This is a genomic window from Candidatus Palauibacter australiensis (genome assembly GCA_026705295.1).
In the GTDB taxonomy this organism is placed as follows: Bacteria; Gemmatimonadota; Gemmatimonadetes; order Palauibacterales; family Palauibacteraceae; genus Palauibacter; species Palauibacter australiensis.
This window is the reverse complement of the sequence record JAPPBA010000110.1, coordinates 1-26,076: the sequence shown is the minus strand read 5'-3', so window position 1 is coordinate 26,076 and position 26,076 is coordinate 1. Positions and strand designations below refer to the sequence as shown.

Genomic DNA, 26,076 nt, shown 5'->3' with positions numbered 1-26,076 from the left:
AGGAGAGAGAACATGGCGACGGCTGAAAAATACGTTGGCGGTGGGGTCCCGAGGAAAGAGGATCCCAAGCTTCTCACGGGGCAGGGCGCGTTCCTGGAAGGCCTCACGCTGCCCGGCATGCTTCATGCGGCGCTCGTGCGCAGTCCGCACGGTTCGGCGCGCATTAACTCGGTGGACGTTTCCGACGCCGAGGCCGCGGAGGGCGTGGTGGCCGCGTACAGCGGGGCCGACCTGGCCGATGAATGGGCGGCGGGACTGCCCATGGCGTGGCCCGTGACCGACGACATCCGGATCCCCGATCACTGGCCCGTGGCGCAGGATGCCGCGCGCTACGTGGGCGACGCGGTGGCGGTCGTGGTCGCGACGAGCCGCAACGCGGCGCTGGACGCGGCGGAACTGGTCGAGGTCGATTACGAGGTGCTGGACGCGGTCGTGGACGTGGAGGCGGCGCTGGCCGACGACGCGCCGCGCGTGCACGAGTCATTCGACGACAACAAGAGCTACACGTGGGCGCTGACGAACGGTGACGTGGACGCGGCCTTCGCGAAGGCGGACGTGGTCGTCAGTGAGCGCTACACGCAGCCGCGGCTGATCCCGAACGCGATGGAGCCGCGCGCCGTCGTCGCGCAGTCCGTCCCCTCGACGGGCGACTTCACCGTGTGGTCCACGACGCAGATCCCGCACGTGGCGAAAGTCCTGTTCGCGCTCACCCTCGGGATCCCCGAGGGCCAGATCCGGGTCATCGCGCCCTCCGACGTGGGCGGCGGCTTCGGCTCCAAGCTCAACGTCTATGCCGAGGAGGCGCTCTGCATCGCCCTCGCGCGCCGTCTCGGGAAGCCGGTCAAGTGGGTCGCGGGCCGCAGCGAGGGATACCTGGCCACGATCCATGGCCGCGACCAGGTCCAGAAGATCGAGATCGCGGCGACCTCCGACGGCGACATCCTCGGGTACCGCGTGAACATCGCGGCGGCGATGGGCGCCTACCTGCAGCTCGTGGCGCCGGGGGTCCCGCTCCTGGGCGCCTTCCTCTACTGCGGTTGCTACGGCGGCGAGGCGTACCACTTCGAGTGCACGGGCGTGTTCACGAACACGACGCCAACGGACGCCTACCGGGGCGCGGGCCGGCCCGAGGCCACCTACGCCATCGAGCGGGCGATCGACGCGCTCGCTCGCGAGGTCGGCGTGGACGCGGCGGAGATCCGGCGCCGCAACTTCCTCCCGGCCGGCGACATGGTGCAGAGCCCGGGCGGGCTCGCCTTCGACTCGGCCGACTACGAGCCCGCGCTCGACCGGGCGCTGGAACTGCTGGACTACGACGGGTTCCGGAGCGACCAGGCAGAACGCCGGGCGGGAGGGGGCGGCAAGCAGATCGGGGTCGGGTTCTCCTCCTACGTGGAGATCTGCGGGCTCGCGCCCTCGCAGGTGCTGGCCTCGCTGAAGTACGCAGCCGGCGGCTGGGACGCGGCCACGGTGCGCATGCTGCCGACCGGAAAGGCGGAGGTCGTGACGGGCAGCTCGCCGCACGGGCAGGGGCACGTGACCTCCTGGTCCCAGATCGCGGCGGACGCGCTCGGCATTTCGTACGAGGACGTCACGGTCCTCCACGGCGACACGCACGTGGCGCCGCACGGGATGAACACCTACGGGAGCCGCAGCCTCGCGGTGGCGGGCGTCGCCGTGCACAATGCGTGCGACCGGGTGGTGGATAAGGCGAGAGGGCTCGCGGCGCACCTGCTCGAGGTGGCGCCCGAAGACCTCGAGTACGAGGCGGGGACCTTCTCGGTGAAGGGCGTGCCGGACCGCACGAAGTCGATGCCGGAACTCGCCTTCGCGGCGTGGACGGCCCACAGCCTGCCGGAAGACTCCGAGCCGGGGCTCGAGGCGAGCTGCGTGTACGACCCGCCGAACTTCACCTTCCCCTTCGGCACGCACGTGGCCGTCGTCGAGGTGGATACGGAGACGGGCGCGGTGGATCTCGTCCGCTACATCGCGGTCGACGACTGCGGGCCCGTGATCAACCCCGTCATTGTCGACGGCCAGGTGCACGGCGGCGTCGCGCAGGGGATTGCGGCCGCGCTGTACGAGGAGGCGACGTACGCGGAGGATGGGACGCTCGAGACCTCGTCGATGGTCAACTACCTCGTGCCGTCCGCGGCGGAATTCCCGTCCTTCGAGACGGATCGAACGGTGACGCCGAGCACCTCGAACCCCATGGGGGTGAAGGGGATTGGCGAGGCAGGGACGATCGGGTCGGCGCCGGCCGTGATCAACGCGATCGTGGACGCGCTCTCGCACCTCGGCGTGACGAACATCCCGATGCCGGCGAGTCCGGAACGGGTCTGGCGAGCGATTCAGGCGGCCCAGGGAGGTGAGGCATGATTCCCGCGTCTTTCGACTACGAGCGCGCGTCGTCTCTCGATGAGGCGCTGAGCCTGCTCGCCGAGGGCGGCGAGGACGCCCGGCCGCTGGCTGGCGGACATTCGCTGCTACCGCTCATGCGGTTGCGACTCGCGCGGCCCTCGCTGCTCGTCGATATCGGCGGCCTGGACGAACTGCGCGGCGTGCACGCGGATGGGGACTCGGTCGTCATCGGCGCGCTGACGACGCATCACGAAGTGGCCGGCGCGTCCGAACTCACGGGCGGCAGCGGCCTCCTCGCGAAGGTGGCGGAAGGGATCGGCGATCCCCAGGTGCGGCACCGCGGCACGCTCGGCGGCTCCGTCGCGCACGCGGATCCGGCCTCCGACCTTCCGGCGGCGCTGCTCGCGCTCGATGCGGAGGTCACGCTCGCGGGACGCGATGGCACGCGATCGGTGGCCGCGGCGGACTTCTTCGTCGGTCCGTTCATGTCGGCCGCGGCCGATGGCGAGATCGTGACGGGCGTCCGGGTGCCGAAGCGGGAGGGCTCGGGCAGCGCCTACCGGAAGTTCCAGCGCCGCGCGCAGGACTGGGCGATCGTCGGCGTGGCCGCGGTCGTGAACTGGACGGAGTCGGGCATCGCGGGCGCCGCGATCGGGCTCACGAACATGGGCGGCACGCCGTTGCGGGCGCCCGGAGTCGAAGCGGCCCTGAACGGCGCGTCCGAGAAGGCGCAGATCCTCGCGGCGGCGTCGAAGGTGTCGGAACTCGAGACGCCCCCGGCGGACGAGAACGCGAGTTCAGAGTACCGCGTCCACCTCGCGCAGGTGCTGATCGCGCGCGCCGTGGCCGAGGCCGCCGGCTGCCCCGGGATGCAGCCCGGCTAGTCTCGACCTCCTGTCGGCCCCGGCGGGCGGGGCGCCACGGCGGCGCCCTCCCAGTCGGGGTCGGCGGCCCCGATCCAGGTGCGCGTGGCGGCGTCGTACTGCAGGCCGTGGATGCGCCCGAACGCGCCCTGCCGCGGCGTGGGCGTGATCTCGAATCCCATTTCCCGGAATTCCTCTACCGAAGCCCCGGACCAGCCGTCCTCGGGGCCCGCTTCCACGGAGAAGCCGGCGAGTCCGTCCGGGCCCATGTCCGGATGCACGCGGGGGGCCGCGAGCGCGGCGGGTAGCGCCAGGCCGTCATCGACGACCCGGGTCACGGCCTGGACGACCGCCGAGATGATGCGGATGCCGCCCGCGGCGCCCAGGACGAGGAACGGCTCGCCGTCGTCGAGGACCATGAACGGCGTGATGCCGGAGCGCGCGCGTTCGCCCGGCTCGCTGATCCCGAGGTAGCCGCCCAGCGTCACGGCGTAGAGGAAGCCGAGTCCGGGGGTGGCGACCTTCGCTCCCATGCCGGGCCCGATCGTCTGGGTGAGCGCGATGGCCATGCCGTTCCCGTCCGCCGCGGAGAGATGCGTCGTGTGGCCGTCCTCCGGCGGCAGTTGCAGCGCCGGACCGCCGACCGCGGACCATGAACTCGCGGCCCCCGACGCGGTCCAGGACTCCGTGCCCGATTCGATGGCGGCCTCCACGGGCACGCGGACCTGCTCCGCGAGCTGGCGGGCGAACGCCTTCGACGTCACGCGCACGGCGGAGGAGTCCGAACTCGGGCGGCGGTATTCCGTCATGGCGATGGCGAGGGACTGGGCGATGACGGAAGCCCACGCCTCGTCGCTCATGCCGCCGGGATCGAAGACCTCGGCGATCTGGAGGGCGAGGATCGCGATCGCGCCGGAGGCCGGGATGTCGGAGCCGACGATCTCGAACCCCCGGTAGGATCCGCGCACGATCCTCGAGTCCTCAGCTTCGTAGGCCGCCATCGCCACGCGGGTCAGGAAGCCGCCGTTCGCGGCCATGTCGTCGGCGATGCGACCGGCGATCTCGCCGCGGTAGAAGGCGTCGCCGCCGCCGAGGGAAATCGCCCTCAGCGTCTCGGCCATGTCCGACTGCACGAGACGGTCGCCGGGGCGGTAGGGTGATCCGTCGGCCTTCAGGTAGTAGCGCCGGGCGCCTTCGGACTCCGCCACCTGGTCGCGCGATCCGGCCTGGCGGCGCGCTTCGCCGGGCAACAGCCGGAACCCGTGCGCCGCGTAATCGATCGCCGGGGCCATGATCGTGGTCAGCGGGAGGGAGCCGTATTCCTCGTGCAGGCGCATGAGGCCCGCGACCGACCCGGGCACGCCGACGGTCGGATAGCCGTAGGCGGCGCGGGGCGCCGTGGCCGGGTCGTATCCCAGGGGAACCGACGTCGTCCCGTCGATGCCCGCGACCCCGCCGTCGGGCGTCCGAATGAGGATCTGGTTGCGCCCCCCGATGCTGTTCATGCTCGGTTCGACCACGGAGATCGCGAACGCGGCGGCCACGGCCGCATCCGCGGCGTTCCCCCCGAGTTCCAGCATTCGGGCGCCCGCGGCCGCGGCCAGCGGCTGCGCCGCCACGACGACCCCGTCCGCCGAGCGCGCGACCTGCGGCGCACTCTGCGCGCCCAGCCCAAGCGGAACCGCCGCGAACGCGAGTACCGCGAGAACGGTCGTGCCGTACATTCGGACGCCTGGCTTCATGGATCCTCCGTCGATGTTGCGGTCCCCGGCAGCCCGTGGCCCGAGCTCTGCCGAATGGGGGCGGCGATGCACCTCGCGCGATGCATCTCGCCCGCGGGAAACTTGCGCGCGGTACGAGCCGTGACTAGGGTCCGGGTCCTCTTGACAAGACTGTTAAACGATTTGGACAACGCGAGGATTGCGATGGTGCCGCAAGCTCCGGCCGCCACACGACCGCCCGATACCGAACAACGGCCGCCGGACACCGAACAGCGGATCTTCGACGCCGCGCTGACGGTGTTCGCCCGCAAGGGGCGGGACGGCGCTCGACTGCAGGAGATCGCGGATCACGCGGGGATCAATCGCGCGCTGCTGCACTACTATTTCCGCACCAAGGAACAGCTCTACGAGGCCGTGTTCGAGCACGGGTGCCGGCAGTTCATGGCCGGGCTCAGCCAGTCGCTGCGGGCGGAGGAGGGGGTCGAGGACAGCCTCCGCGCCTTCGTGTACGGCTACATCGACTACATCTACGAACATCAGGACATGGCGCGCCTCATGCTGAACGAATGTCTGTGCGGCGGCGGCGTCCTCGAGCGACACCTCGCGGCCGCGATCGAGGCGCGCGAGGAGGTCCCGGGACTCCTGCTCGAGGACCGGCTGCGCGCAGCCATTGGGGCGGGCGAGATCCGGGAGATCGACCTCCGGCACACGCTGCTCACGATCGTGTCCGCATGCCTGTTTCCGTTCGTCGCTCTCCCGACGGTGCGTCTCTTCCACTCCCGCGCCGTGGAGGACTTCGATCGCTTCCTGCAGGAACGGAAGGCGCACATCGTCGACCTCCTGCTCGCGGGCCTGAGGCCGACCGGGGGCGCCCGGCGGGAGGAACTCGCGTGAGCGCCGCGACGGCGGTCTCCGGGGTTGGCGCGCGCGGTTGGCCGCGAGCGGCCGGGTTTCTTCTTCTCGCGGCGGCCGGTGCGTGTTCGTTCGCGCCGGGCCCCCGACTTCCGGCCACGGTCGCCGAACTGCCGACGGCGTACGATACGGACGTTCCGCCGGCCGAGGCGGCGCCCGAGCCCCGCGACTGGTGGCGAGCGTTCGACGACGCGACGCTGGACCGCCTGATCGAGACGGCGCTCGTCGCGAACCTCGACCTGCACGAAGCCGTCGCGCGGCTCGAGGAACTGCGGCACCGGTACCGGATCGCGCGGGCGCCGCTCTTCCCGGCGCTGACGCTCGACGCGAACGGAAACCGGTCCAGCACCCCCGCCAATACGGGGCTCGGGTCGCAGTTCGGGGGCGACGGGGATGACGGCGGCGAGAGCCCGATCGCGGGGCTCAGCTTCAACTTCCCCGACCGGTTCGAGTTCACGACGTACTCGGCCTCGCTCGGCTTCGCCTACGAACTCGACTTCTGGGGCCGGCTGCGCAACGAATCCGGGGCGGCGGTCCGCGACTTCCTGGCCTCGCGCGCGGACGCGGAGACCGTGCGGCTCACGGTCATCGCGTCCACCATCTCGACGTATCTCGAGGTCGTCTCCGCGCGGGCCCAGCTCGCGATCGCCGAGGACAACGTCGATCTGCTGCGGGAGCGTGCCGAACTCACCCGCGAGCGGTATCAGGCCGGCGTTACGAACACCTTCGAACTCTACGCGATCCGGCAGCAGTACCGGACCGCCGAGTCGAACCTGCCGGGCCTGCGCACGGCCGTGGACGATGCGGAAGGGCGCCTGGCCCTCCTCGTGGGACGGTACGCGGGGATGATCGAAGATCTTCTACCGCCGACACTCGAGCCGGCGGTCGACACGACCCCGATTCCCGGCGGGCTGCCGGTGTCGCTGCTCGAGGATCGCCCTGACGTCATGGCCGCGTTCGAGCGCGTCGAGGCGGCGCGCCGCAGGGTCGGGGCGCGCCGGGCCGAACTGCTCCCCACGATCTCCCTGAACGGGGCCGGGGGACGCCAGGCGGGCGAACTCGGAGATCTGCGGTTCGTCGACCAGTGGTTCACGAACCTGATCGGCGGCCTCGTCGCGCCGATCTTCCAGGGCGGCCGCCTGCGGGCGAACCTCGGGGCGGCCTGGGCCCAGTACGACCAGGCGCTGATCGCCTACGCGCGCACGGTCCTGGGCGCCTACCGGGAGGTGCGGACGAGCCTGCGGCAGTTCGAGAACGAGCGGGAGCGGTACGCGCAGGTCATGGAACAGGTCGCCGACGCCCGCGCCTCGCTGGAGAACCAGTTGGAGCGCTACCAGAGCGGGGTGGGGGACTACGTCGAATACCTGGACGCGAGGGTCAACCTGAACGGCGCTGAAACTACCCGGGTGCTCGCCGAACGCGGCATCGGGGAGGCGCGGCTCGCCGTGCATCGCGCCCTGGGCGGCGCGTGGGTGGCCGAAGATGTCGAGGATGTAGAGGACGTCGAGACGAATGACGACACGGGGGGCGCGGCGTCGCTCCCAGACCGGAGATAGGGCGGAACAATGGAAGACGAAACGCGGCAGACGCCGCACGAGGCCGGGGACACGGGGGCGCCCGTCGCCCCGCCCGCGTTCATGAAGCGGCTGGTACAGGGGGCGATCGTCATCGGCGTGGGTGTGTTCGGCTTCGCGCTGCTGTTCGGCATGCGTGCCGCACCGGCGGAGGTGGAGCCGCCACGTGTGATCCCGACGGTCAGCACGGTGCCCGCCCGCGTGACGCAGGGCGCGATCAAGGTGCGGGGCGGCGGCACGGTCCGTCCCAGCGCGGAGGTCACGATCGCGTCGCAGGTCGGCGGGCGCGTGATCTGGACGGCGCCCGCCCTCGTGAGCGGCGGGCGCTTCGTCGAGAACGAACCGCTCCTGCGGGTCGACCCGGCCGACTACGAGAACGCCGTCGAGGCCGCGGAGGCGGATGTCGCCCAGCGCGACGTGGCACTGCTGGAAGCCGAGGAGAACGCGCGCCTGGCGCTCGACGAATGGAGGCGGCTCGCCGCCCGCGAGAACCTAGACCCGGCGCCGCCCAACGCGCTCGTCACGCGGCAGCCGCAACTCGATGCGGCCGCCGCCGCCCTGAGGAGCGCCAGGGCCAGGCTGGAAGACGCGCGCCTGGCGCTGGAACGGACCTGGATCCGGGCCCCGTTCAACGGGATCGTCCGCGAGGAGACCGTCGACCTCGGACAGTTCGTCGCGGCGGGCCAGGCCGTCGGCCGTCTGTACGCGACGGACGCGGTGGAGATCGTCGTGCCGCTGAGCGACAACGAGGCGGCGCTGATCGAACGCCTGTGGAACGCGCGCGCCGGCGACGCGGCGACCCGCATCCCGGTCGATATCGTGTCCGAGTACGGCGGGGTCGAGTACGCGTGGTCGGGATACGTGGACCGGGCGGAGGCGGCCCTCGACGAGCAGACCCGAACGGTTGACGTGGTCGTCGCCGTCCCGGAACCGTTCACGCCCCCGGAGGACGATCCCCGCCGCCCCCCGCTTCTGATCGGCAGCTACGCGACGGTGGACATCGAAGGCACGAGCTTCGAAGAGTACGCCGTCGTCCCGGCCGCCGCCGTCCGCGACGGCGATGTCCTCTGGACGGTGGCGGACGACACGCTCCTCGTCATGACGCCGGTCGAGCCGATCCAGGAAGTGGACGATGAAGCCGTCGTGCTCGGACCCATCCCGGATGGCACCCCGGTCATCGTTTCGATGCTCCTCTTCGTCACCGAGGGCATGACGGTGCGGCCGGTTCAGTTGCTGGAGAGCGCCGAGCCGTGGGAGCGGGGCGCCAACGGCGACGAGCGGGAAGGAGACGGCTCATGAGGCGGGCGATCGGGTGGATGGCCAAGCATGGCGTCGCCGCGAACCTGCTGATGGTGCTGATCATCCTGGCGGGATTCGTGAGCCTCGTCAGTCTGCCCCAGGAGACGTTCCCCGAGATCTCCCTCGACACGATTCAGGTACAGGTCCAGTACCCCGGAGCGTCGCCCGACGAAGTCGAGCAGGCAATCGTGCGGCGGGTCGAGCAGCGGATCACCGGCATCCAGGGCGTCGACCGCGTGACGAGCGCCGCCTCGGAGGGTGTCGGCATCGTGCTCGCCGAACTGTCGCTGGGCACGGATGAGTCGAAGACGCTGGACGAGATCAAGTCCGCCATCGACCGGATCACGAGCTTTCCCGTCGATGCGGAGGAGCCGGAGGTGGTCGCGCTGGCCGCGCAAGGCCGCGTCATGGAGATCGCAATCTTCGGCGACGTCCCCGAGCGAACCCTCAAGGAGATCGCGAACCGAGTCAAGGATGACCTCACCTCGCTGCCGACGATCTCGCTCGTCCGCGTTTCCGGCGTCCGGCAGTACGAGATCTCGATCGAGGTGTCGAAGGCGGCCCTGCGCGCCCACGGTCTGACGCTCGACGAGGTGGCCGCGGCGGTGCGGCGCGGCAGCCTCGACCTTCCGGGCGGGAGCGTCGAGACCGACCGCGAGGAGATTCTCGTCCACATCCGGGGCCAGAACTACACCCGGGCGGACTTCGCGGACATCGTCGTGCGGGCGAACGTCGACGGGTCGATGCTCCGTCTCTCCGACGTCGCGGACATCCAGGACGGCTTCGAGCACGTAGACCTCATCAACGCCTACAACGGGCAGCCGACGGCCTTCGTCCAGGTCCTGCGGACGGGAGACGAGCGTGTCCTGGAGATCTCCGACGAGGTCGAGCGCTACCTGGAAGAGGAGTTGGCGATCTCGCTCCCGCGGGGCGTCGACTACAGCATCTGGCGCAGCGAAGCCTCGTACCTGCAGAGCCGCATCGACCTCCTCATCAAGAACGGTCGGCTGGGTCTGATCCTGGTGCTCATCGCGCTGGCCCTCTTCCTCGACCTGCGCCTCGCGTTCTGGACCGCGGTCGGGATCTTCCTCTCCTTCGCCGGCGTGTTCGCGGTGATGGCGTGGGCCGGCATCTCCATCAACATGATGGCGCTGTTCGGCTTCATCCTCGCGATCGGGATCGTGGTGGACGACGCGATCGTGGTGGGAGAGAACATCTTCGCCGAACGGGAGAAAGGAGCGGCCGCGCTGCGGGCGGCGATCAAGGGCACGAGACGCGTCTCGGTGCCGGTAATCTTCGCCGTGCTCACGACCGTGGCGGCGTTCACCCCGCTGCTCTTCGTGCCCGGCAGCCTCGGGAAGTTCCTCTACGTCATCCCCGCGATCGTGATCTCGGTGCTGCTGCTCTCGCTCGTCGAGGTCCTGTTCATTCTCCCGTACCACCTCTCGCACCTCCCGGAGCCGGGCGCGAGCCGCGGGAAGGGAGGCTGGCTGGGGCCCGTCTACCGCCTGCAGACGCTCGTCCAGACGAACCTGCAGCGCTTCATCGACGGTCCTCTGGAGCGTTCCGTGCGCTTCGCCGTGCGGCGGCCGGGCCTGACCGTGCTCGGGGCCCTCTCCTCCCTGATGATCGTGGGGGGGCTGGTGGCGGGACGGCATCTCCGGTTCAGCCTGCTGCCCGTGATCGAGGGCGAGGAGGTCGTGGCCTACATCGAGATGGCCGAGGGGACGACCAGCGAGCGCACCGCGGAAGTGGCCAGCTACGTGGAGGGGCAGGGATACGCGGCGATCGCGGAACTCGAAGCGCAGTTGCCGGACGACGAGCCGCCCCTGGTCGAGGCGGTGTTCACGAGCATCGGGCAGCGTCCCTCGCAGGCCGGAGGCCCCGGCATGAGCGCCGAAGCGAGCTTCGTCCGGTCGAACATCGCCGAGGTCAGCCTGCGGCTGACCGATCCGGAGATCCGGGATCTGCCGGCCATCGAGGTGGAGCGGGCCTGGCGGGAGCGCGTCGGCCCGGTCGCGGGCGCGCGGGAACTCACGTTCAGTTCCATCCTCATCGACCTGGGGTCGCCGGTGCAGGTCGAACTCTCCCATCCCGATACGGCGATGCTGAACGCGGCGGTGCCCGAGTTCACGGACCGGCTGATTCGCATCGCGGGCGTGGCGGAGGTCCGCGACGACCGCGGCCGCGGCAAGCGCGAGCTGGAGCTGGAGCTGAAGCCCGCCGCGCGCACACTCGGGATCACGCTCGACGACCTGGCGCGCCAGGTGCGCGGGGCGTTCTTCGGGAACGAGGTCTACCGCCTGCAGCGGGGCCGCGACGAAGTGCGCGTCTACGTCCGGCTCCCGGAATCGGAGCGGAACACGCTCGCCGACCTGCAGGACTACCGGATCCGTACGCCGACGGGCGGCGAGGCGCCGCTGTCGGAGGTCGCGGACGTGTCGTTCGGGGTCGCGTCATCGACGATCAACCGGATCGATGGACGGCGCATCGTGACGGTCACGGCGGATGTGGACGCGGCCGTGATCACGGGACAGGAGGTCAACACGGAGATTACCTCGGCGATCCTGCCGGAACTGCAGGCCCAATACCCGGGCCTTCGCTACGGGTTCGGCGGAGAGCAGCGCCAGCAGACCCTGGCGTTCGAGGGGATCGCCCGCGGTTTCCTGCTCGCCCTGCTCGCGATCTACGCGCTCCTCGCCATCCCCTTCCGCTCGTACCTGCAGCCGCTCGTCGTCATGGCTTCGATCCCGCTGGGGCTCGTGGGCGCCGCGATCGGGCACCTGATCATGGGACTGGACCTCGGCATGCTCTCGATGTTCGGGCTCGTGGGCCTGTCGGGCGTGGTCGTGAACGACTCGCTGGTGTTGATCGATTTCATCAACGAGCGGCACCGAAGCGGGCTCCCCATGTCGGAGGCGATCGTGCAGGGAGCCAAGGTCCGCTTCCGGCCCATCATGCTGACCTCCGTGACCACCTTCCTCGGGGTGTCGCCGATCATCCTCGAGCGCAGCACGCAGGCGCAGTTCCTCTCGCCCATGGCGGTGAGTCTCGGGTTCGGAATCCTGTTCGCCACCTTCATCATCATGCTCGCCGTGCCGGCCCTGGCGATGATGAACTACACGTTCACGGTGCGGGCGAAGCGGGCCTTCGTTCGCTGGCGGCGAAAGCCCCAACTGGGCCTGGCCGCGGGAGGGTTCGAGCGCTGAACGATCTCTCGGGCGCCTGGCTGGCGTCGCTCGAGTCCGAAGCCATCGAAATCCTCCGGGAGGGCCTCGCGGCGGCGTCGCGGCCCGTGATGCTGTATTCGGTCGGAAAAGATTCGTCCGTGCTCCTGCACCTCGCCCGGAAGGCCTTCTGGCCGGCATCGCCGCCGTTCCCGCTGCTCCATATCGACACGACGTGGAAGTTCCGGGAGATGATCGCGTTCCGGGACCGAACGGCGGCGGAAGCGGGCCTGGAACTCCGCGTTCACACGAACGATGCCGGGCTGCGCGAGGGCGTCAATCCGTTCGACCATGGGTCGGATCGCTACACCGACATCATGAAGACGGTCGCGCTGCGGCAGGCGCTCGACGAGGGCGAATACGACATCATCTTCGTCGGCGCGCGCCGGGATGAGGAGAAGTCGCGCGCCAAGGAGCGTGTGTTCTCGCTGCGCGACGCGGCGCACCGGTGGGATCCGAAGGCGCAGCGTCCAGAGCCGTGGAACCTGTACAACACGCGCCTGGCGCCCGGCGAATCGCTGCGAGTCTCCCCGCTCTCGAACTGGACCGAGGCGGACGTCTGGCGGTACATCCGCGCGGAGGAGATCCCGATCGTTCCGCTCTACTACGCCGCCGAGCGTCCCGTCGTCGAGCGGGATGGACGGTGGATCATGGTCGACGACGACCGGATGCCGCTGCGCCCGGGCGAGGAGCCGCAGCAACGGCGCATCCGCTTCCGGACGCTGGGCTGCTACCCGCTGACGGCCGCCGTCGAGAGCGACGCGGAGACGCTCGACGCGGTCATCGCGGAGACGCTCGCGACGGATCGCTCCGAACGCGAGGGGCGTCTCATCGACCATGACCGCGACGGCTCGATGGAACTCAAGAAGACGCGGGGCTACTTCTGATGCCGCCGCCCGTGCCGCCGCCCGTGCCGCCGACCCTTCGCTTCGTGCTCTGCGGTAGCGTCGACGACGGCAAGAGCACCGTCATCGGCCGGCTGCTGTACGATTGCCGGCAGGTCTTTTCCGACGAACTGAGGCGCGTCGAACACGACTCGGCCCGCTACGGCACGCAGGGGAAGGCGACCGATTTCGCCCTGCTCGTCGACGGACTGCGGGACGAGCGTGAACAGGGCATCACGATCGACGTCGCGTACCGGAGTTTCGAGACGCCGCGTCGCCGGTTCGTCGTGGCCGACGCGCCCGGCCACGAGCAGTACACGCGCAACATGGCGACGGGCGCCTCGACCGCCGACGTGGCCGTCGTCCTGGTGGACGCGCGCAAGGGGGTTCTGCGGCAGACGGCGCGGCACACGCGGATCGCGGCCATGTTCGGCGTCCGCCACGCGGTGCTCGCCGTGAACAAGATGGACCTCGTCGAATGGGACCGGGACGTCTTCGAATCGATCCGCGCGTCGTGTCGCGCCATCGCCGACGAGATCGACCTTGCCGCGGTCGAGGCGATTCCCGTCTCGGCGCTGACCGGCGCCAACCTCACCCGAAACGGCACGTCGGCGCCGTGGTACGAAGGCCCGACACTCCTTGCGTACCTCGAGACCGTGGAGGTCGGCGGCGCGCGCGGCGGCGAGCCCTTTCGGATGCCGGTCCAATACGTAAATCGGCCGGACGCCGACTTCCGGGGGTACTGCGGGCGCGTAGCCGCGGGCTCGGTGGCGGTCGGCGATGCCGTACGCGTCTCGCCCGCCGGAACCGGGAGCCGTGTGGCGTCGATCGTCGTGGGGGATGGCACCCGAGACCGCGCCACCCGGGGCGACTCCGTGACCTTGACCCTGGCTCCCCATGTCGATGTCACGCGGGGCGATGTCGTCGTGGCCGCCGATGAGCCCGTCGAGGTGGCGGACCAGTTCCAGGCGCGCCTCGTCTGGCTGCACGACGAGCCCCTCGCCGTCGGCCGCCGGTACACGATGAAGCTCCACTCGCGGGAAGTGGGCGCCGCCGTCACCCGGATCCGGCACCGGCTGGACGTGTCCAACGGCAACGAGTTGGCCGCTTCCGTGCTGCGCCTGAACGACCTCGGTACCGTGAACCTCGCGACCGACCGCCCCGTGCCCTTCGCGCCCTTCGACGAGTCGCGCAAGCTGGGAGGCTTCATCCTGATCGACCGCGCCACGAACGCGACGGCCGCCGCCGGCACGATCGTCTTCCCGCTCATGCGGTCGGCGAACGTGAAATGGCAGCACCTGGACGTCTCGAAGGATGTCCGCTCGCGGCTCAAGCTCCAGCGCGCCCAGTGCGTGTGGCTGACCGGGATGTCCGCTTCGGGGAAGTCCACCATCGCCAACCTGCTCGACCGCCGCCTGACCATCGAGGGCCGGCATACGTATCTTCTGGACGGGGACAACGTGCGCCACGGCCTGTGCCGGGACCTGGGCTTCACCGAGGCGGATCGGGTGGAGAACATCCGGCGAGTGGCGGAGGTCGCTCGCCTCATGGTCGATGCGGGGCTGATCGTCATCGTCGCCTTCATCAGCCCCTTCCGGTCGGAGCGCGACTATGCCCGCAGCCTGTTCGAGCCCGGCGACTTCGTCGAGGTCTTCGTGGACGCGTCGCTGGAGGCGTGCGCGGAGCGTGACCCCAAGGGACTTTATGCCAAGGCGCTCAGAGGAGACATCAGGAACTTCACGGGAGTCGACAGTCCCTACGAACGGCCCGAACAACCCGATCTGCGCCTGGACACGGAAACACTCTCCGCGGAAGAATGTGTGGACCTGCTGGTCGAAAGACTCGACGGCGAGTACCCAACTCCCGTGACGGAGGATCGCTGATGGCGAACGGACCCGCCCTGGATGTCGCGAAGCTGCGGTTCGCGGCCGACGAACGTCCTCCGCGTGCGATGAGCCTCGTGCTCGGCGCGCAGACAGCGATCCTCGTGTGCGTGCCGGTGGTGGTGGTCACGACGATCGTCGCGCGCGTCGCGAACCAGAGCGACGAATACCTCTATTGGGCGATCTTCGCGAGCATGGTGATCGGCGGCCTCCTCACGATCGTCCAGGCGAAGCGCTTCGTCGGCATCGGCGGGGGAACGCTGACCATCATGGGCGCTTCGGGGGCTTCGATCGGGGTCGGCGTGCTTGCGCTCGTCGCGGGCGGACCGGCGCTGCTCGGGGTGCTCGTCATCGTCGCGGGGCTGTGCCAGCTCGCGCTGGCGGCCCGTCTGGCGCTGCTCCGGCGCATCATCACGCCGGTCGTGTCGGGCACGCTGACGGCGCTCGTGGCCGTGACCGTCATGCCCATGGCGTTTGCCATGCTCACGCGGGTGCCGGAGAACGCTCCGCCGGTCGCGGCCCCCACGGTCGCCGCCGTCACCATGCTGTGCGTCGTCGGCCTCATGCTCCGGGGCAAACGGTGGGTGCGGGCGTGGAACGCCGTGATCGCGATCGGCGCGGGCTGCGTGACCGCCGCGCTGTTCGGGATCGTCGACTTCGGACGCGTGGCGGAAGCCCGCTGGGTCGGGATCCCCACTCTTCCGGCAGCCGGCCTGGACCTGAGCTTCGACGGAAGTTTCTGGCTGCTCCTGCCCGGGTTCCTCTTCCTGTCCTTCGTGATCGTGATCCGGCAGGTGACCGACAACGTCCGCATGCAGCGCCTCTCGCGGCGCGAGCTGAGGGCGGTTGATTTCCGCCGGGTCCAGGGGTCCGTCGCAGCCTGCGGGGCGGGCACGCTCCTGTCCGGGCTCGCGGGGGTGCTGCCGCCGTGGCCCTACTTCGCCGGGATCGCGATCGCGAGCGGCATCGGCGTCGCCGCCCGGAGCGTCGGCGTCGTCATCGGTGTCGGCTTCATCGCGCTCGCCTTCGTGCCGAAGATCACGGCCGTCATCCTGTCCATCCCGGCGCCCGTGCTCGGCGCCTACATGACCGTCATCTTCGGCCTCATCTTCGTCCAGGGCATGCGGATCCTCTTCCAGGAGGGGATCGACCGGCAGTATTCGCTGATCGCGGGCCTGGCGTTCTGGATCGGCGCGGGGATCCAGTTCCAGGCCATCTTCCCCGCCTACCTCGCCACGCCCATGGGCCGCATGCTGGCGAACGGTCTCACCGTGGGCGGGCTGTCCATCCTGCTTCTGAACCTGTTTCTCGACGTGACCGGACCCCGGCGCCACAGGACCGAGATGGCGCTGCGCCCGGAGAACCTTCCGCAACTCGACGGGTTCCTCGCGGACTTCGCGGCCAGATACAAGTGGAGCGGCAAGGCCACGGACCGCCTGCGGGCGGCCGCCGAGGAGGCGCTTCTCAGCCTCCTGCGCCAGGAAGAGGACGAACACGCCCCCGCCCCTGGCGAGCGCCGGCTGCGCGTCGTGGCCCGGAACCTCCGTTTCGGCGCCGGGCTGGAGTTCACCGCGGCGACGCACGAGGGCAACCTGGAGAACCAGATGGCCCTGCTCGGGGACCGCCCCGACCCGACGAGCGAGCGGGACCTGTCGCTGGCGCTGCTGCGGCATCACGCCTCCTCCGTCAAGCACCACCAGTACCACAACGCCGACATCCTGACCGTGCACGTGGACCGCGCCTGGTCCGCGGGGGAGAGGGGAGTGACGTGAATGCGGTTGACTATTTTTCCCGACGGCCATTCATTCTGTGGCAGGATCAGCAACCCCAGAAACCCATTCCACGAGGATGAACCGGATGAGCGAGCCACGAGAGGCCCCCGCCATGAGGAACGCGGTTGATTACGCGGTCGTCGGAGACAACATCCTGGACATCGCCGACTTCGCGATCGAGAAGTACGAGTTCACGAGCGGCAAGGCGCTGTCCGATGAAGCGAAAGAGGAGGCGGTGGAGCGGGTCCGCGACGCGCTGTGGGAGATGGTGAAGGCGCTCCGGAATCAGCGGAAGAAATGGCGCAAGATGCTGTTCGACGCTGCCGACGAGGCCGTGCGAGGGGCTGTCGAGGGTTCCTGATTCGCGCGGACTGACCCGCGCATCGCGCGAGCCTCCGGTTTCGCATGCCTAACGCGCTGCTGCTCTATCCCAGGCACCCGCCGACATACTGGGGCCACAACTACGCCCTGGATATCATGGGAATCAGGGCGGCCTTTCCTCCTTTAGGCTTGCTAACCGTCGCCGCGATGTTCCCATCGCGGTACAACCTGCGCGTGGTCGACCTCAACGTGACTTCGCTCGAGGACGCCGACCTGGAGTGGGCGGACTTGGCCTTCACGTCGAGCATGATCCCGCAACGCCCCTCGCTGGAGCGGGTCGTGGAGCGCTGCAACCGCGCGCAGGTTCCCGTCATCGCCGGCGGTCCGCATCCCACTACGTTTCATGAGGAGATGGAGGGCGTCGATCATTTCGTGCTCGATGAGGTCGAGGAGACTTTCCCGGACTTCCTTCGCGACCTGGAGAACGGGACGGCGCAGGCCGTCTATCGTGCTCCGCGCAGGCCGGATGTGACCCTCGCTCCGCTTCCCCGTTTCGACCTCATCGACCTGAACGACTACTACTCGATGTGTCTGCAGTTCTCGCGGGGATGCCCCTTCGACTGCGAGTTCTGTGACATCACGAAGCTGTACGGCCGTGTGTCCCGAACGAAATCCCCGGAACAAATGGTGGCCGAGTTCGAGCTTCTGTATGCATTGGGATGGCGGGGCCCTCTCTTTCTTGTCGACGACAACTTCATCGGCAACAAGCGCGAGGTCTCCAGGCTCCTCCCCGCGATCGCCGAATGGCAAAAGGAGCGCGACCACCCCTTTTCCCTGTTCACGGAAGCGAGCGTAAATCTCGTCCGGATGAACGACTTGATGGATGTCATGATCGAGGCCGGTTTCGACTCCGTCTTCCTGGGCATTGAGACGCCCAACCCGAAGGCGCTCAAGAAGATGAAGAAACCGCAGAACATCGACACGCGCGATGACGACTACCTGTTCAAGGCTGTGCGCAAGATTCAAGGGAAGGGCATGCAGGTTCTGGGCGGCTTCATCCTCGGGCTCGACGACGACGATGACAACGCGTTCGATGCCCAGATCGATTTCATTCAGGAAACCGGGATTCCGATGGCGCTGATCGGGCTGCTGACCGCGCTCAAGGGCACGAACCTCTGGACCCGGCTGGAGCGCGAGAATCGATTGCTGGACAAACCCGTCGCAATCGACGACACCTCGCTGAATTTCAAGCCGCAAATGGATGCCGGGACGCTGGTGGAGGGGTATCTCCGGGTCATCGGGACCATCTACGATTCGACGCTGGAGAACTACTTCGACCGCTGCCTTACTCTGCTGGACCACCTCAATCCCGTACCGCACCTCCACAAGCCGGTGGCCGGGCATATCCTCTATGCGGGTATCATGGGAATCCGCCGGCGCCTCACGCCGGAACAGCTCCCGCCGTTTTCGCGCTACATCGCCAAAGTGTCCAGGGACCACCCTCGACTCCTGCCGCTGGCCATCAGCCTGGCCGCCACGGGGCATCACTGCGAGAAGTTCACGCGCCAGCAGACCGTTCTCCGCGGCTTCAAGGACTACCTGAAGTCGGAGTCGGCATCATTCCATGAAGCCGGATGGGATCCCGGTTCGGCCGCGGGTCCGGAGGACCGTCTCAGACGGAAGGCCATGCAGCGCGCGGAGGCGCGCCGGAACGCCATCCCCGCCGAGTTCCGGTTTGCCGGAGACGGTGTCCGCGAGGCTCTGGCGGACTTCGAACTCGCGCTGACTTCGGAGCCGCGACCCGCCGGGCCGGCGAACGCCAGGCTGCCCGTCCTGGGAGCCGCAGCGCGCGACCGCCGGGCGGAGGCCATGTGACTTCCATCGCAGGTACATCCGGCGCTTCCATCGCCATCGTCGGCTATGCCTACCGGATGCCCGGCGGCATCCGCACGGACGACGATTTCTGGCGGCTCCTCAGCGAACGCGAGGTTGTCCAGGAGCCTGTCACCGAGCGCTACGGCCGGGGCTACCAGCCGGTCGGACGGTTCTCGGGCCCGGGTCGTTTCGGCAGTCCGTACGAAGGGCTGCTCCGCGACGACCTCGAGCAGCGGATGGATCCGGGCCTGTTCGGGGTCTCCCATCACGAAATGGCCTACATGGACCCGCAGATCCGGATGCTACTGGGCTGCGCGTGGGAGAGCTGCGAACACGCCGGCTGGAGCCTGAACGCCCTCCGCAACAGTCGCACGGGCGTCTTCATCGGAGCCCAGGTCGCCTCCACCGCGAACTGGCGCGCCCTGTTCGGGACCAACGAGTTCTCCATCCTGAGCATCGATGCCTCGATGCTGGCGAACCGGATCTCCTACCATCTCAACCTCATGGGTCCGTCGATCGCGACCTCCACCGCCTGCTCGGCGTCGCTGACCGCGCTTCACACGGCGGTGAACGCGATCCGTCAGGGCGATTGCGAGCAGGCTCTGGTGGGTGCCGCCACCTACCTGGGTTCCGCCCGCTGCAGCGCCTCCTTCAACGCACTCGGCGTCATCAGTCCCGACGCCAGCTGTCACTCCTTCGACGCCGACGCCAACGGCTACATGCGGTCCGAAGGCGCGTTCGTGTTCGCCGTCAAGCCGCTGGAAGCGGCAGAGCGGGACGGAGATCACATCTTCGCGGCGATCGAAGCCACGGCGGTCAACACGGCCGGGACCGCCGATGACGCCGCAGGACTCGCCCAGGGGCGCTACATCACGGCGCCGACGCGGCATTCACAGGTCGAACTCATGCGCGAGGCCTGCAAGCGGGCGGGACTGCGGCCGGAGGACTTCGACTACGTGGAGGCGCATGCGACCGGCACGGTCGTGGGCGACCGCATCGAAGGAAACGCCATTGCCGAGGCGTTCGGCGGCGTCGAGCGCGAGGTGCCGCTCCGCGTGGCCAGCGTGAAGAGCAACGTGGGACACCTCGAGGCCGCGGCGTTCAGTTGTGCGCTGCTGAAGGTCATCCTCATGATGCGGCGGCGGACGTTCGCCCCCATCTCGAAGAACTACCTGATTCCAAATCCGGAGATAGATTTCGACCGCGGTCCGATGGAGGTGCAGACCGCCTGCGAGCCATTCCCCGACCACCCGGTCGTCGTCGGGATCAACTCCTTCGGGTTCGGCGGCGCGAACGGACACTGCGTCGTGCGGGAGTACCGGCCGGACCCATCCAGGGCGTGGTCGGTGCCGCTGGCGCCGGACACCGGCTACGTGATCCCTCTCTCGGCGCGGACGCCGAAGGCCCTGGAGGAGAGCGCACGACGCCTGCGGGAGTTTCTGGATGGGCGGGAGATCGACCTCTACACGCTGGCCGGCAACCTGGGCCGGCGCCGCGCCCAGTTCCCCGTGCGTGCGGCGTTCGTCGTCCGCAGCCGCCCGGAGTTGGTCGAGGCACTGGACGCCTTCGCGGAAGACCCCTCCCCGATCTCAACGGTGGAAGCGGGCGAGCGCCGGGTGGCCATGGTGTTCTCGGGGCAGGGCACGCAATGGGCAGGGTGCGGACGCGATCTGTACGATGCCGACCCCGTCTTCCGGCGGGTCGTCGACGCCATCGAGGACGAGTGGCGGAAGCACTCGGACGTGTCGCTGCGCGACGCCTGTTTCTCGGCGAGCCAGGAGGAGTTGAACGAGGTTCAGCTCGCCCAGCCGGCCATCTTCATGATCCAGTGTGCCTTGGTGGAGCTGCTGGCGACATGGGGTGTGCATCCGGACTGCGCCGTCGGGCACAGTTCGGGCGAAGTCGCCGCGGCGTACGCGAGCGGGGCGCTTTCCCTCGCCGAGGCCACGCGGCTCGTCTACCACCGCGCCACGCTGCAGCAGCGGGTGGCCGGCTCCGGTCGGATGCTGGCGGTCGGCCTCGACCGGCCGGGTGTGGAGGACCTGCTGGAAGACCACCGGCAGGCCGAGGTGGAGATCGCCTGCGAGAACTCGCCCGCCAACACCGTCATCTGCGGGAGGGAATCCGCGCTGCGGCCGGTGATGGCCGAACTCGACCGGCGCGGCCTGCAGAACCGGCTGATCCCCGGGAACATCGCATTCCACTCCAGCGCCATGGATCCGCTGCGGGACGACGCGCTTCAGGCGCTCGCCTTCCTGAACGAATGCGACTTCAACTTCGACGTGCCCATGGTGTCGTCCGTCACCGGGGCGACGGTCGAGCGTCTGGACAACGCCTACTGGTGGTCCAACATCCGGCACCGCGTGCTCTTCGGCGCAGCGATGGAGACCGTGAGGCGGGAATGCCGGCCCGACGTGGTCCTGGAGATCGCCCCGCACGGCGCGCTGCAGCCGCTCATCCGGCAGTGTCTGGAAGCGGCCAGCCCAGCCGCGGCCTGTCTCCCCACACTGATGAAGGATGAGGATGCGTGCCCGCGCTTTCAGGAGGCCATGGGGAACCTCTACCGGGCCGGCGTCACGTTGGATTTTGCCTCGCAGTATCCGCGCCCGGAACCCATCGCTCATCTCCTTCCCGGCCATCCCAAGGAAGAGACCACGACCAGCGATGACCTGGTGGACGACGAGATTTTCGTCCGGCGCGGCGAGTACTCCCACGGCCCGCTCGTCGGACACCGCGTCGCCTGCGACCACGTCCTGTTCGAGGCGCGGCTCTCCGAGAAGGACTTTCCCTGGCTGACCGACCACCGCGTCCACCGGGCCCCGATCATTCCGGCCGCCGGATACATCGAGCTTCTGCTGCAGGCGTTCTCCGGGGATCCCATCAACATCGAGGAGATCGAGTTCCTGCAGCACACGCCGGTGAACCCGACGCCGGTACGGCTGCAGACGGCCCTGTTCCCCGTACCCGACGCCCCCGGCCAGTTCACGTTCACCATCTCCACCCGATCCTTCGAGGACGATGAGGCGGGAACGCTGCACTGCCGCGGACGGGTGCGGCGCGTGGATGAAAACCATGCCGTCGATGCATTCCCGACCCTGAACGATGTCCTCGCTTCCGACTTCGATCCCTCGCCCCTCGCGACGGGAGAGGAGTTTTACGACCAGATTGAAGCGGTCGTCGGGGATGCCTTCGAGTTCGGCCCCGAGTTCCGCAGCGTCCAGCGGATCGAGATGGACTCGGATTCGACGGACCTGCTGTTCGAGATCGAGGTCGATCAGGAACTGTGGGCGTCCGGCCGCGAGGAGGGATATCTCCTCTATCCCCCGCTCACCGACGGCGGGCTGCAGATTTTTCTACGCTACCTGATGCGGCTGCCCGACTTCTTCTCCATGCCGCAGCGGGCGTGCGACATCACGTTCGTGCGCCCCCCGACGGGGCCGCGCATCACCTGTTTTCTCGTCGATACGGGCGACTGGTTCGACGTGGACGAGCGGGGCCAGTACAACAAGCCTCTCGGCGAGCTGTACATCGGGCGGCTCAGCTTCTACGACACCGATACCGGGCAGCTGCTCGCGCACATCGGGGAGTATCACTCCTTCAACAGCAATCCGCGCTGGAGCGACGTCCCCGACAGCAAGCACCTCATTCGCTGGCAACCCAAGTTCGTGCCGCCGGCGCCCCGGATCGGAGAGGCGATCCGGGACGGAGACGTCGATCCCGCCGCCCTCATCGCCGCCCTCGAACAGGGTGCGGCAGGCGACCCGTACGCCTGTCACGTCATCGAGATTGCCGGCCGCCGGGACGCGGAGCGGACCATGCTCGAGCGATGCCTGGAGCATCTCTCCGGCCCCGACGCGCAGAGCGAGTACTGGCTGCTAGGCGCCGATGAAGAGTCCACGCGCGCACTCTACGACGCCTTCAACCACCGTGATGCCGCGATTCGCTTCGCGTCGCTGGACGCCACGGCGGAGGGCGCGTTCGACACGGACATGGCGACGGGTCTGCTACGGCCCGCCGCGGCCGAAATCATCCTTCTGCACCGTGACGCGGGCGAAGACGGAGCGGCCGGGGATCGCTGGGCCGAAGCGTGGGCGGTTCTCGAGCGGCTGGCCGTGCCCGGGGGACTGGCGCTCATCTCGCATGCCGAGAGCGACGTCATCGAGCCGGGGAACGGCTGGACCACTCTTCATGCCGGCTCCCGCACGACGCTCCTGCAGGCTGCGCAGGAGGATCCCGCGCCGACGGCCGCTTCGGTCGGCGCCGCCGGTCCCCGCTGGGTGATCGGCGAACCCGGCAGCCTGGCCACGGAGTGGACTGCGCAACTCGAGTTGGCCGAAGCGTATCGCGTCCCCGGGAGCGCCATCGAGGGCGGAGATTTTGCATCGCTGGAAGAGTGGCCGTCGGGGGCCGACCTCGAGGCGATCGATTTCTTCGTCGGGGCGGACCTGGATGATCCGACGGGCGAGCGAGCGGTGTGGCGCCTCGTCGCCTTCCTCCAGGCCCTCGCGCCCTTCCGGCTGGAGAGCGCGACCCGGAGTTGTCGCCTGAACGTCGTGACGCAGGGTGCCGTTTGCGGCGTGGAGGCGCCGCGAGGGAGCGCGTTGTGGGGAGCCGTGCGCAGCCTGGCGCTCGAGCTTCTCGCCGAGGACACAAAGATCGACTTCCGTCTCGTGGATCTGGGCGCCGCCGGCGACCTGGAGGCGCTGGCCCGGCTCGACGCGTGTGACCCGCGCGAGCGGGAGCTGGCGATCAGGGACGGACGCTTGTGGGTGCCGCGCGTCGTGAGCGTTCGGGATCGCTGGCCGCTCGTGCCCGCGGAAGCGGATCCCCCCTACCGGCTCCGGCTCGACAACCCCGGTCAGGTGAGCGGCCTGCAGGTGGCGACCACCGCGTTGCCCCCGCTCGGACCCTCCGACGTCGAGATCGAGATGGCCGCGGCGGCGCTGAACTTTCGGGATGTCATGGTGACGCTGGGGCTCCTCCCCGCGATGGCCTACGAGCGCTCGGCGCTGGGCCGCGAGGTCGGCATCGAGGGAAGCGGCGTCGTACGCCGCGCCGGCCCGGACGTGAAGCGCCTGAGCCCCGGAGACGAGGTGGCCGTCACGACGGGCGGCTGCATCGCCAACCGAATCGTCGTGAACGAGCACCTGGCCTTCCTCAAGCCGCCCAGGTTGAGCATGGAGGAGGCCGCGGCGTCCCTCTCCGTCACCGTGACCGCGTACTACGCGCTCATCCACCTGGCCCGTCTCAAGGAGGGACAGCGGGTCCTCATCCACTCCGCGATGGGCGGCGTCGGACAGGCGGCGATCGCGCTGGCGCACCACGTCGGGGCGGAGGTCTACGCGACCGCCGGCAATCGGAGCAAGCGCGAGCAGTTGCTCGAGATGGGCGTGCGCGGGGCGTTCGATTCGCACAGCCACGAGTGGTACGACGACCTGATGGAGGCAACGGGCGGCGAAGGCGTCGATGTCGTGTTGAATTCGCTCGCGGGCCACCACATCGCCCTGTGCCTCAAGGCCCTTAGGCCATCGGGGTGGCACTGCGAGATCGGGAAGGTCGACATCTTCACGGACAACTCGCTGGGCATGCGGGTCTTCCGCAAGAACCTCCGCTTCGCCGCGATCGACGTCGACCGGCTGATGCTCGACGATCCGGTGCTGTCGCACATGCTCTCGCAGGCCTGTCTGGACCTCATGAACGAGGGTGCGGTGCCGCCACCGCGACTCACCGCCTACGGGTACGGCGACTACGCCAGGGCGCTCCGCCTGATGACGACGGGCCGGCACCAGGGGAAACTGGTCCTGAAGACGCCGTCCGACGCGGCGAATCGGGGGTTCGCGATCGCGGACACGCGCCCCTTCCTCGACCCGGAGGCCACCTACCTGGTCACGGGCGGGCTGGGCGGTTTCGGGCTGCGCCTGGTGCCCTACCTGATCGCGGCGGGGGCCCGGCACGTCACCCTGATGGACCGCGATCCGGAGCGTCGACGGAGCGTCGAGTGGCTCCGCCAGACGACCACGCTGTCGAAGATGACCGGCGATTACGAAATCGAGATCGTTTCGGGCGACGTGCGCGACGCGGAGGATGTGCGCCGCTGCATCGCCGGGGTGCAACGGCCGCTCAAGGGCGTTTTCCACCTCGCCGGAACGCTGGAGGACCGCTCGTTCCTCGACACTTCCGCCGAGTCCCTGGAGAATGTGTTCGCGCCCAAGGCGCGCGGCGCTTTGAACCTGCACGATGCCACGACCGACTGCGCCCTCGACTACTTCGTCCTCTTCTCGTCGATCGCCTCGACGTTCGGGAACGTGGGGCAGGTCAACTACAGCAGCGCGAGCGCCTTTCTGGACGGGCTGGCGGCCTGGCGTCGCCGGCAGGGGCTGCCCGGGTTTTCGTACAACCTCGGCCCCGTCACGGAGGTCGGGATGGCGGCGCGCAGCCTCCACGTGATGCGGATGATGCGCGCGGCGGGAATGACGACGGTGAGCGCGAATTTCGCGATCGCCAATCTCGACTACGCCCTGCGCGCGATGGCGCCCGGCACGCCGGAGCCCGGCACGCCGGAGCGGGGCACGACGGGGCATGACCATCTGGTCACCGCGCTCTTCTCCAACCCGGCGTGGACCGTCGATTCCCCGGACTACATGCGCAACGGGCGCCTGCTGAACAACCAGGCGGCGTTCGAGGTGAACGTGCGCGGCGAACTGACCCTCGAGAGCGTCGTCGCGCAGATCTCCGCCAAGGTGGCCGAGCTTTGCGGGCACGAAGAGGGCGATGTCGCCGAGCCGCTGTCGAGCTTCGGGCTCACCTCGATTTCGGTCGCGGAACTCGGCGCCTTCATCCAGGCCCAGTTCAACCGGCAGGTGAGCGCCCTCGAGCTGATGACGACCGCCTCCGCCCTGTCACTGGCGGAGATGATCGTATACGGAGCCGAATCGGATGGGGAGGGTGAGACCGCGGCCGAAACCGACGGGTCGGCGGAGGTCTCACGGCAACCCGAACACCGGGTACGCCGGCGGCGCTCGCCCTTCGCGAACAGGTTCGAGGACCACTTCCCAAAGGATGAACCCGCCCCGGTTCACGGCTTCGACGGATCCGCGCGACGAGTGATTTCGTCGACGGTGCCGAGCGCCGGTCCTGTCGCGGGTGACTGATTCCGCCATGGCCAGCGCATCCGCGACAAGGCACCAGGTGCCGCCACTGGTAGGGACCCTGCCGCCCGATTGCCAGCGCGATCTCACCACCCTGCGCCGATCCGTTCGCGCCGCGCTAGCCGATGCAACCCCGGCTCCCGCGGTTTCGCCCGCCGACTTTCGCAATGTCCTGGTCACCGGCGCAACCGGATTCGTCGGTCGTTTCCTCGTGCGAGACCTGCTCGCTCACGAAT

At 69.0% G+C, this 26,076-nt stretch carries 13 protein-coding genes; 12 read left to right on the top strand and 1 reads right to left on the bottom strand.

What is annotated here, in order from left to right:
• Positions 1-12: 12 nt before the first annotated feature.
• A complete protein-coding gene (locus OXN85_08495) occupies positions 13-2,379 on the top strand; it encodes a molybdopterin-dependent oxidoreductase (protein MCY3599996.1) in 2,367 nt (788 codons plus the stop codon).
• Complete coding sequence (locus OXN85_08490) at positions 2,376-3,245, top strand: xanthine dehydrogenase family protein subunit M (GenBank protein ID MCY3599995.1); 870 nt, start codon at positions 2,376-2,378, stop codon at positions 3,243-3,245. Before OXN85_08495 ends, OXN85_08490 begins: the two co-directional genes overlap by 4 nt.
• Here the strand turns inward: OXN85_08490 and OXN85_08485 are convergent.
• Positions 3,242-4,966, bottom strand: coding sequence for a gamma-glutamyltransferase (locus OXN85_08485; protein ID MCY3599994.1), 1,725 nt, complete (start codon positions 4,964-4,966; stop codon positions 3,242-3,244). The genes OXN85_08490 and OXN85_08485 overlap by 4 nt on opposite strands.
• A 183-nt stretch (positions 4,967-5,149) precedes the next feature.
• On the opposite strand from OXN85_08485, the gene OXN85_08480 reads away from it, so the two are divergent.
• The 10 genes from OXN85_08480 (at position 5,150) to OXN85_08435 (ending at position 25,843) form a co-directional block, all read left to right on the top strand.
• On the top strand, positions 5,150-5,839 hold the full coding sequence (locus OXN85_08480) for a TetR/AcrR family transcriptional regulator (protein ID MCY3599993.1): 690 nt from the start codon (positions 5,150-5,152) through the stop codon (positions 5,837-5,839).
• A complete protein-coding gene (locus OXN85_08475) occupies positions 5,836-7,413 on the top strand; it encodes a TolC family protein (GenBank protein MCY3599992.1) in 1,578 nt (525 codons plus the stop codon). Before OXN85_08480 ends, OXN85_08475 begins: the two co-directional genes overlap by 4 nt.
• Before the next feature lie 9 nt (positions 7,414-7,422).
• A complete protein-coding gene (locus OXN85_08470) occupies positions 7,423-8,730 on the top strand; it encodes an efflux RND transporter periplasmic adaptor subunit (GenBank protein ID MCY3599991.1) in 1,308 nt (435 codons plus the stop codon).
• Positions 8,727-11,939, top strand: coding sequence for an efflux RND transporter permease subunit (locus OXN85_08465; GenBank protein ID MCY3599990.1), 3,213 nt, complete (start codon positions 8,727-8,729; stop codon positions 11,937-11,939). The genes OXN85_08470 and OXN85_08465 overlap by 4 nt, the downstream gene beginning before the upstream one ends.
• 20 nt (positions 11,940-11,959) lie before the next feature.
• Positions 11,960-12,844, top strand: coding sequence for a sulfate adenylyltransferase subunit CysD (cysD, locus tag OXN85_08460; GenBank protein MCY3599989.1), 885 nt, complete (start codon positions 11,960-11,962; stop codon positions 12,842-12,844).
• Positions 12,844-14,724 carry an adenylyl-sulfate kinase gene (gene cysC, locus OXN85_08455; GenBank protein ID MCY3599988.1) on the top strand — a complete coding sequence of 627 codons (1,881 nt, stop codon included), beginning with the start codon at positions 12,844-12,846 and terminating at the stop codon, positions 14,722-14,724. Before cysD ends, cysC begins: the two co-directional genes overlap by 1 nt.
• Positions 14,724-16,496, top strand: a complete 1,773-nt coding sequence (locus OXN85_08450) for a hypothetical protein (GenBank protein MCY3599987.1) — start codon at positions 14,724-14,726, stop codon at positions 16,494-16,496. Before cysC ends, OXN85_08450 begins: the two co-directional genes overlap by 1 nt.
• A gap of 85 nt (positions 16,497-16,581) precedes the next feature.
• A complete protein-coding gene (locus OXN85_08445; GenBank protein ID MCY3599986.1) occupies positions 16,582-16,857 on the top strand; it encodes a hypothetical protein in 276 nt (91 codons plus the stop codon).
• Between the two features lie 44 nt (positions 16,858-16,901).
• Positions 16,902-18,692, top strand: a complete 1,791-nt coding sequence (locus OXN85_08440) for a B12-binding domain-containing radical SAM protein (protein MCY3599985.1) — start codon at positions 16,902-16,904, stop codon at positions 18,690-18,692.
• On the top strand, positions 18,689-25,843 hold the full coding sequence (locus tag OXN85_08435; GenBank protein MCY3599984.1) for an SDR family NAD(P)-dependent oxidoreductase: 7,155 nt from the start codon (positions 18,689-18,691) through the stop codon (positions 25,841-25,843). Before OXN85_08440 ends, OXN85_08435 begins: the two co-directional genes overlap by 4 nt.
• Positions 25,844-26,076 lie beyond the last annotated feature (233 nt).

Bases quoted from the DNA above. Each gene is read 5' to 3' on its own strand.
- OXN85_08495 (MCY3599996.1), top strand. From the start codon at position 13: ATGGCGACGGCTGAAAAATACGTTGGCGGTGGGGTCCCGAGGAAAGAG.
- OXN85_08490 (MCY3599995.1), top strand. From the start codon at position 2,376: ATGATTCCCGCGTCTTTCGACTACGAGCGCGCGTCGTCTCTCGATGAG.
- OXN85_08485 (MCY3599994.1), bottom strand. From the start codon at position 4,966: ATGAAGCCAGGCGTCCGAATGTACGGCACGACCGTTCTCGCGGTACTC.
- OXN85_08480 (MCY3599993.1), top strand. From the start codon at position 5,150: ATGGTGCCGCAAGCTCCGGCCGCCACACGACCGCCCGATACCGAACAA.
- OXN85_08470 (MCY3599991.1), top strand. From the start codon at position 7,423: ATGGAAGACGAAACGCGGCAGACGCCGCACGAGGCCGGGGACACGGGG.
- OXN85_08465 (MCY3599990.1), top strand. From the start codon at position 8,727: ATGAGGCGGGCGATCGGGTGGATGGCCAAGCATGGCGTCGCCGCGAAC.
- cysC (MCY3599988.1), top strand. From the start codon at position 12,844: ATGCCGCCGCCCGTGCCGCCGCCCGTGCCGCCGACCCTTCGCTTCGTG.
- OXN85_08450 (MCY3599987.1), top strand. From the start codon at position 14,724: ATGGCGAACGGACCCGCCCTGGATGTCGCGAAGCTGCGGTTCGCGGCC.
- OXN85_08445 (MCY3599986.1), top strand. From the start codon at position 16,582: ATGAGCGAGCCACGAGAGGCCCCCGCCATGAGGAACGCGGTTGATTAC.
- OXN85_08440 (MCY3599985.1), top strand. From the start codon at position 16,902: ATGCCTAACGCGCTGCTGCTCTATCCCAGGCACCCGCCGACATACTGG.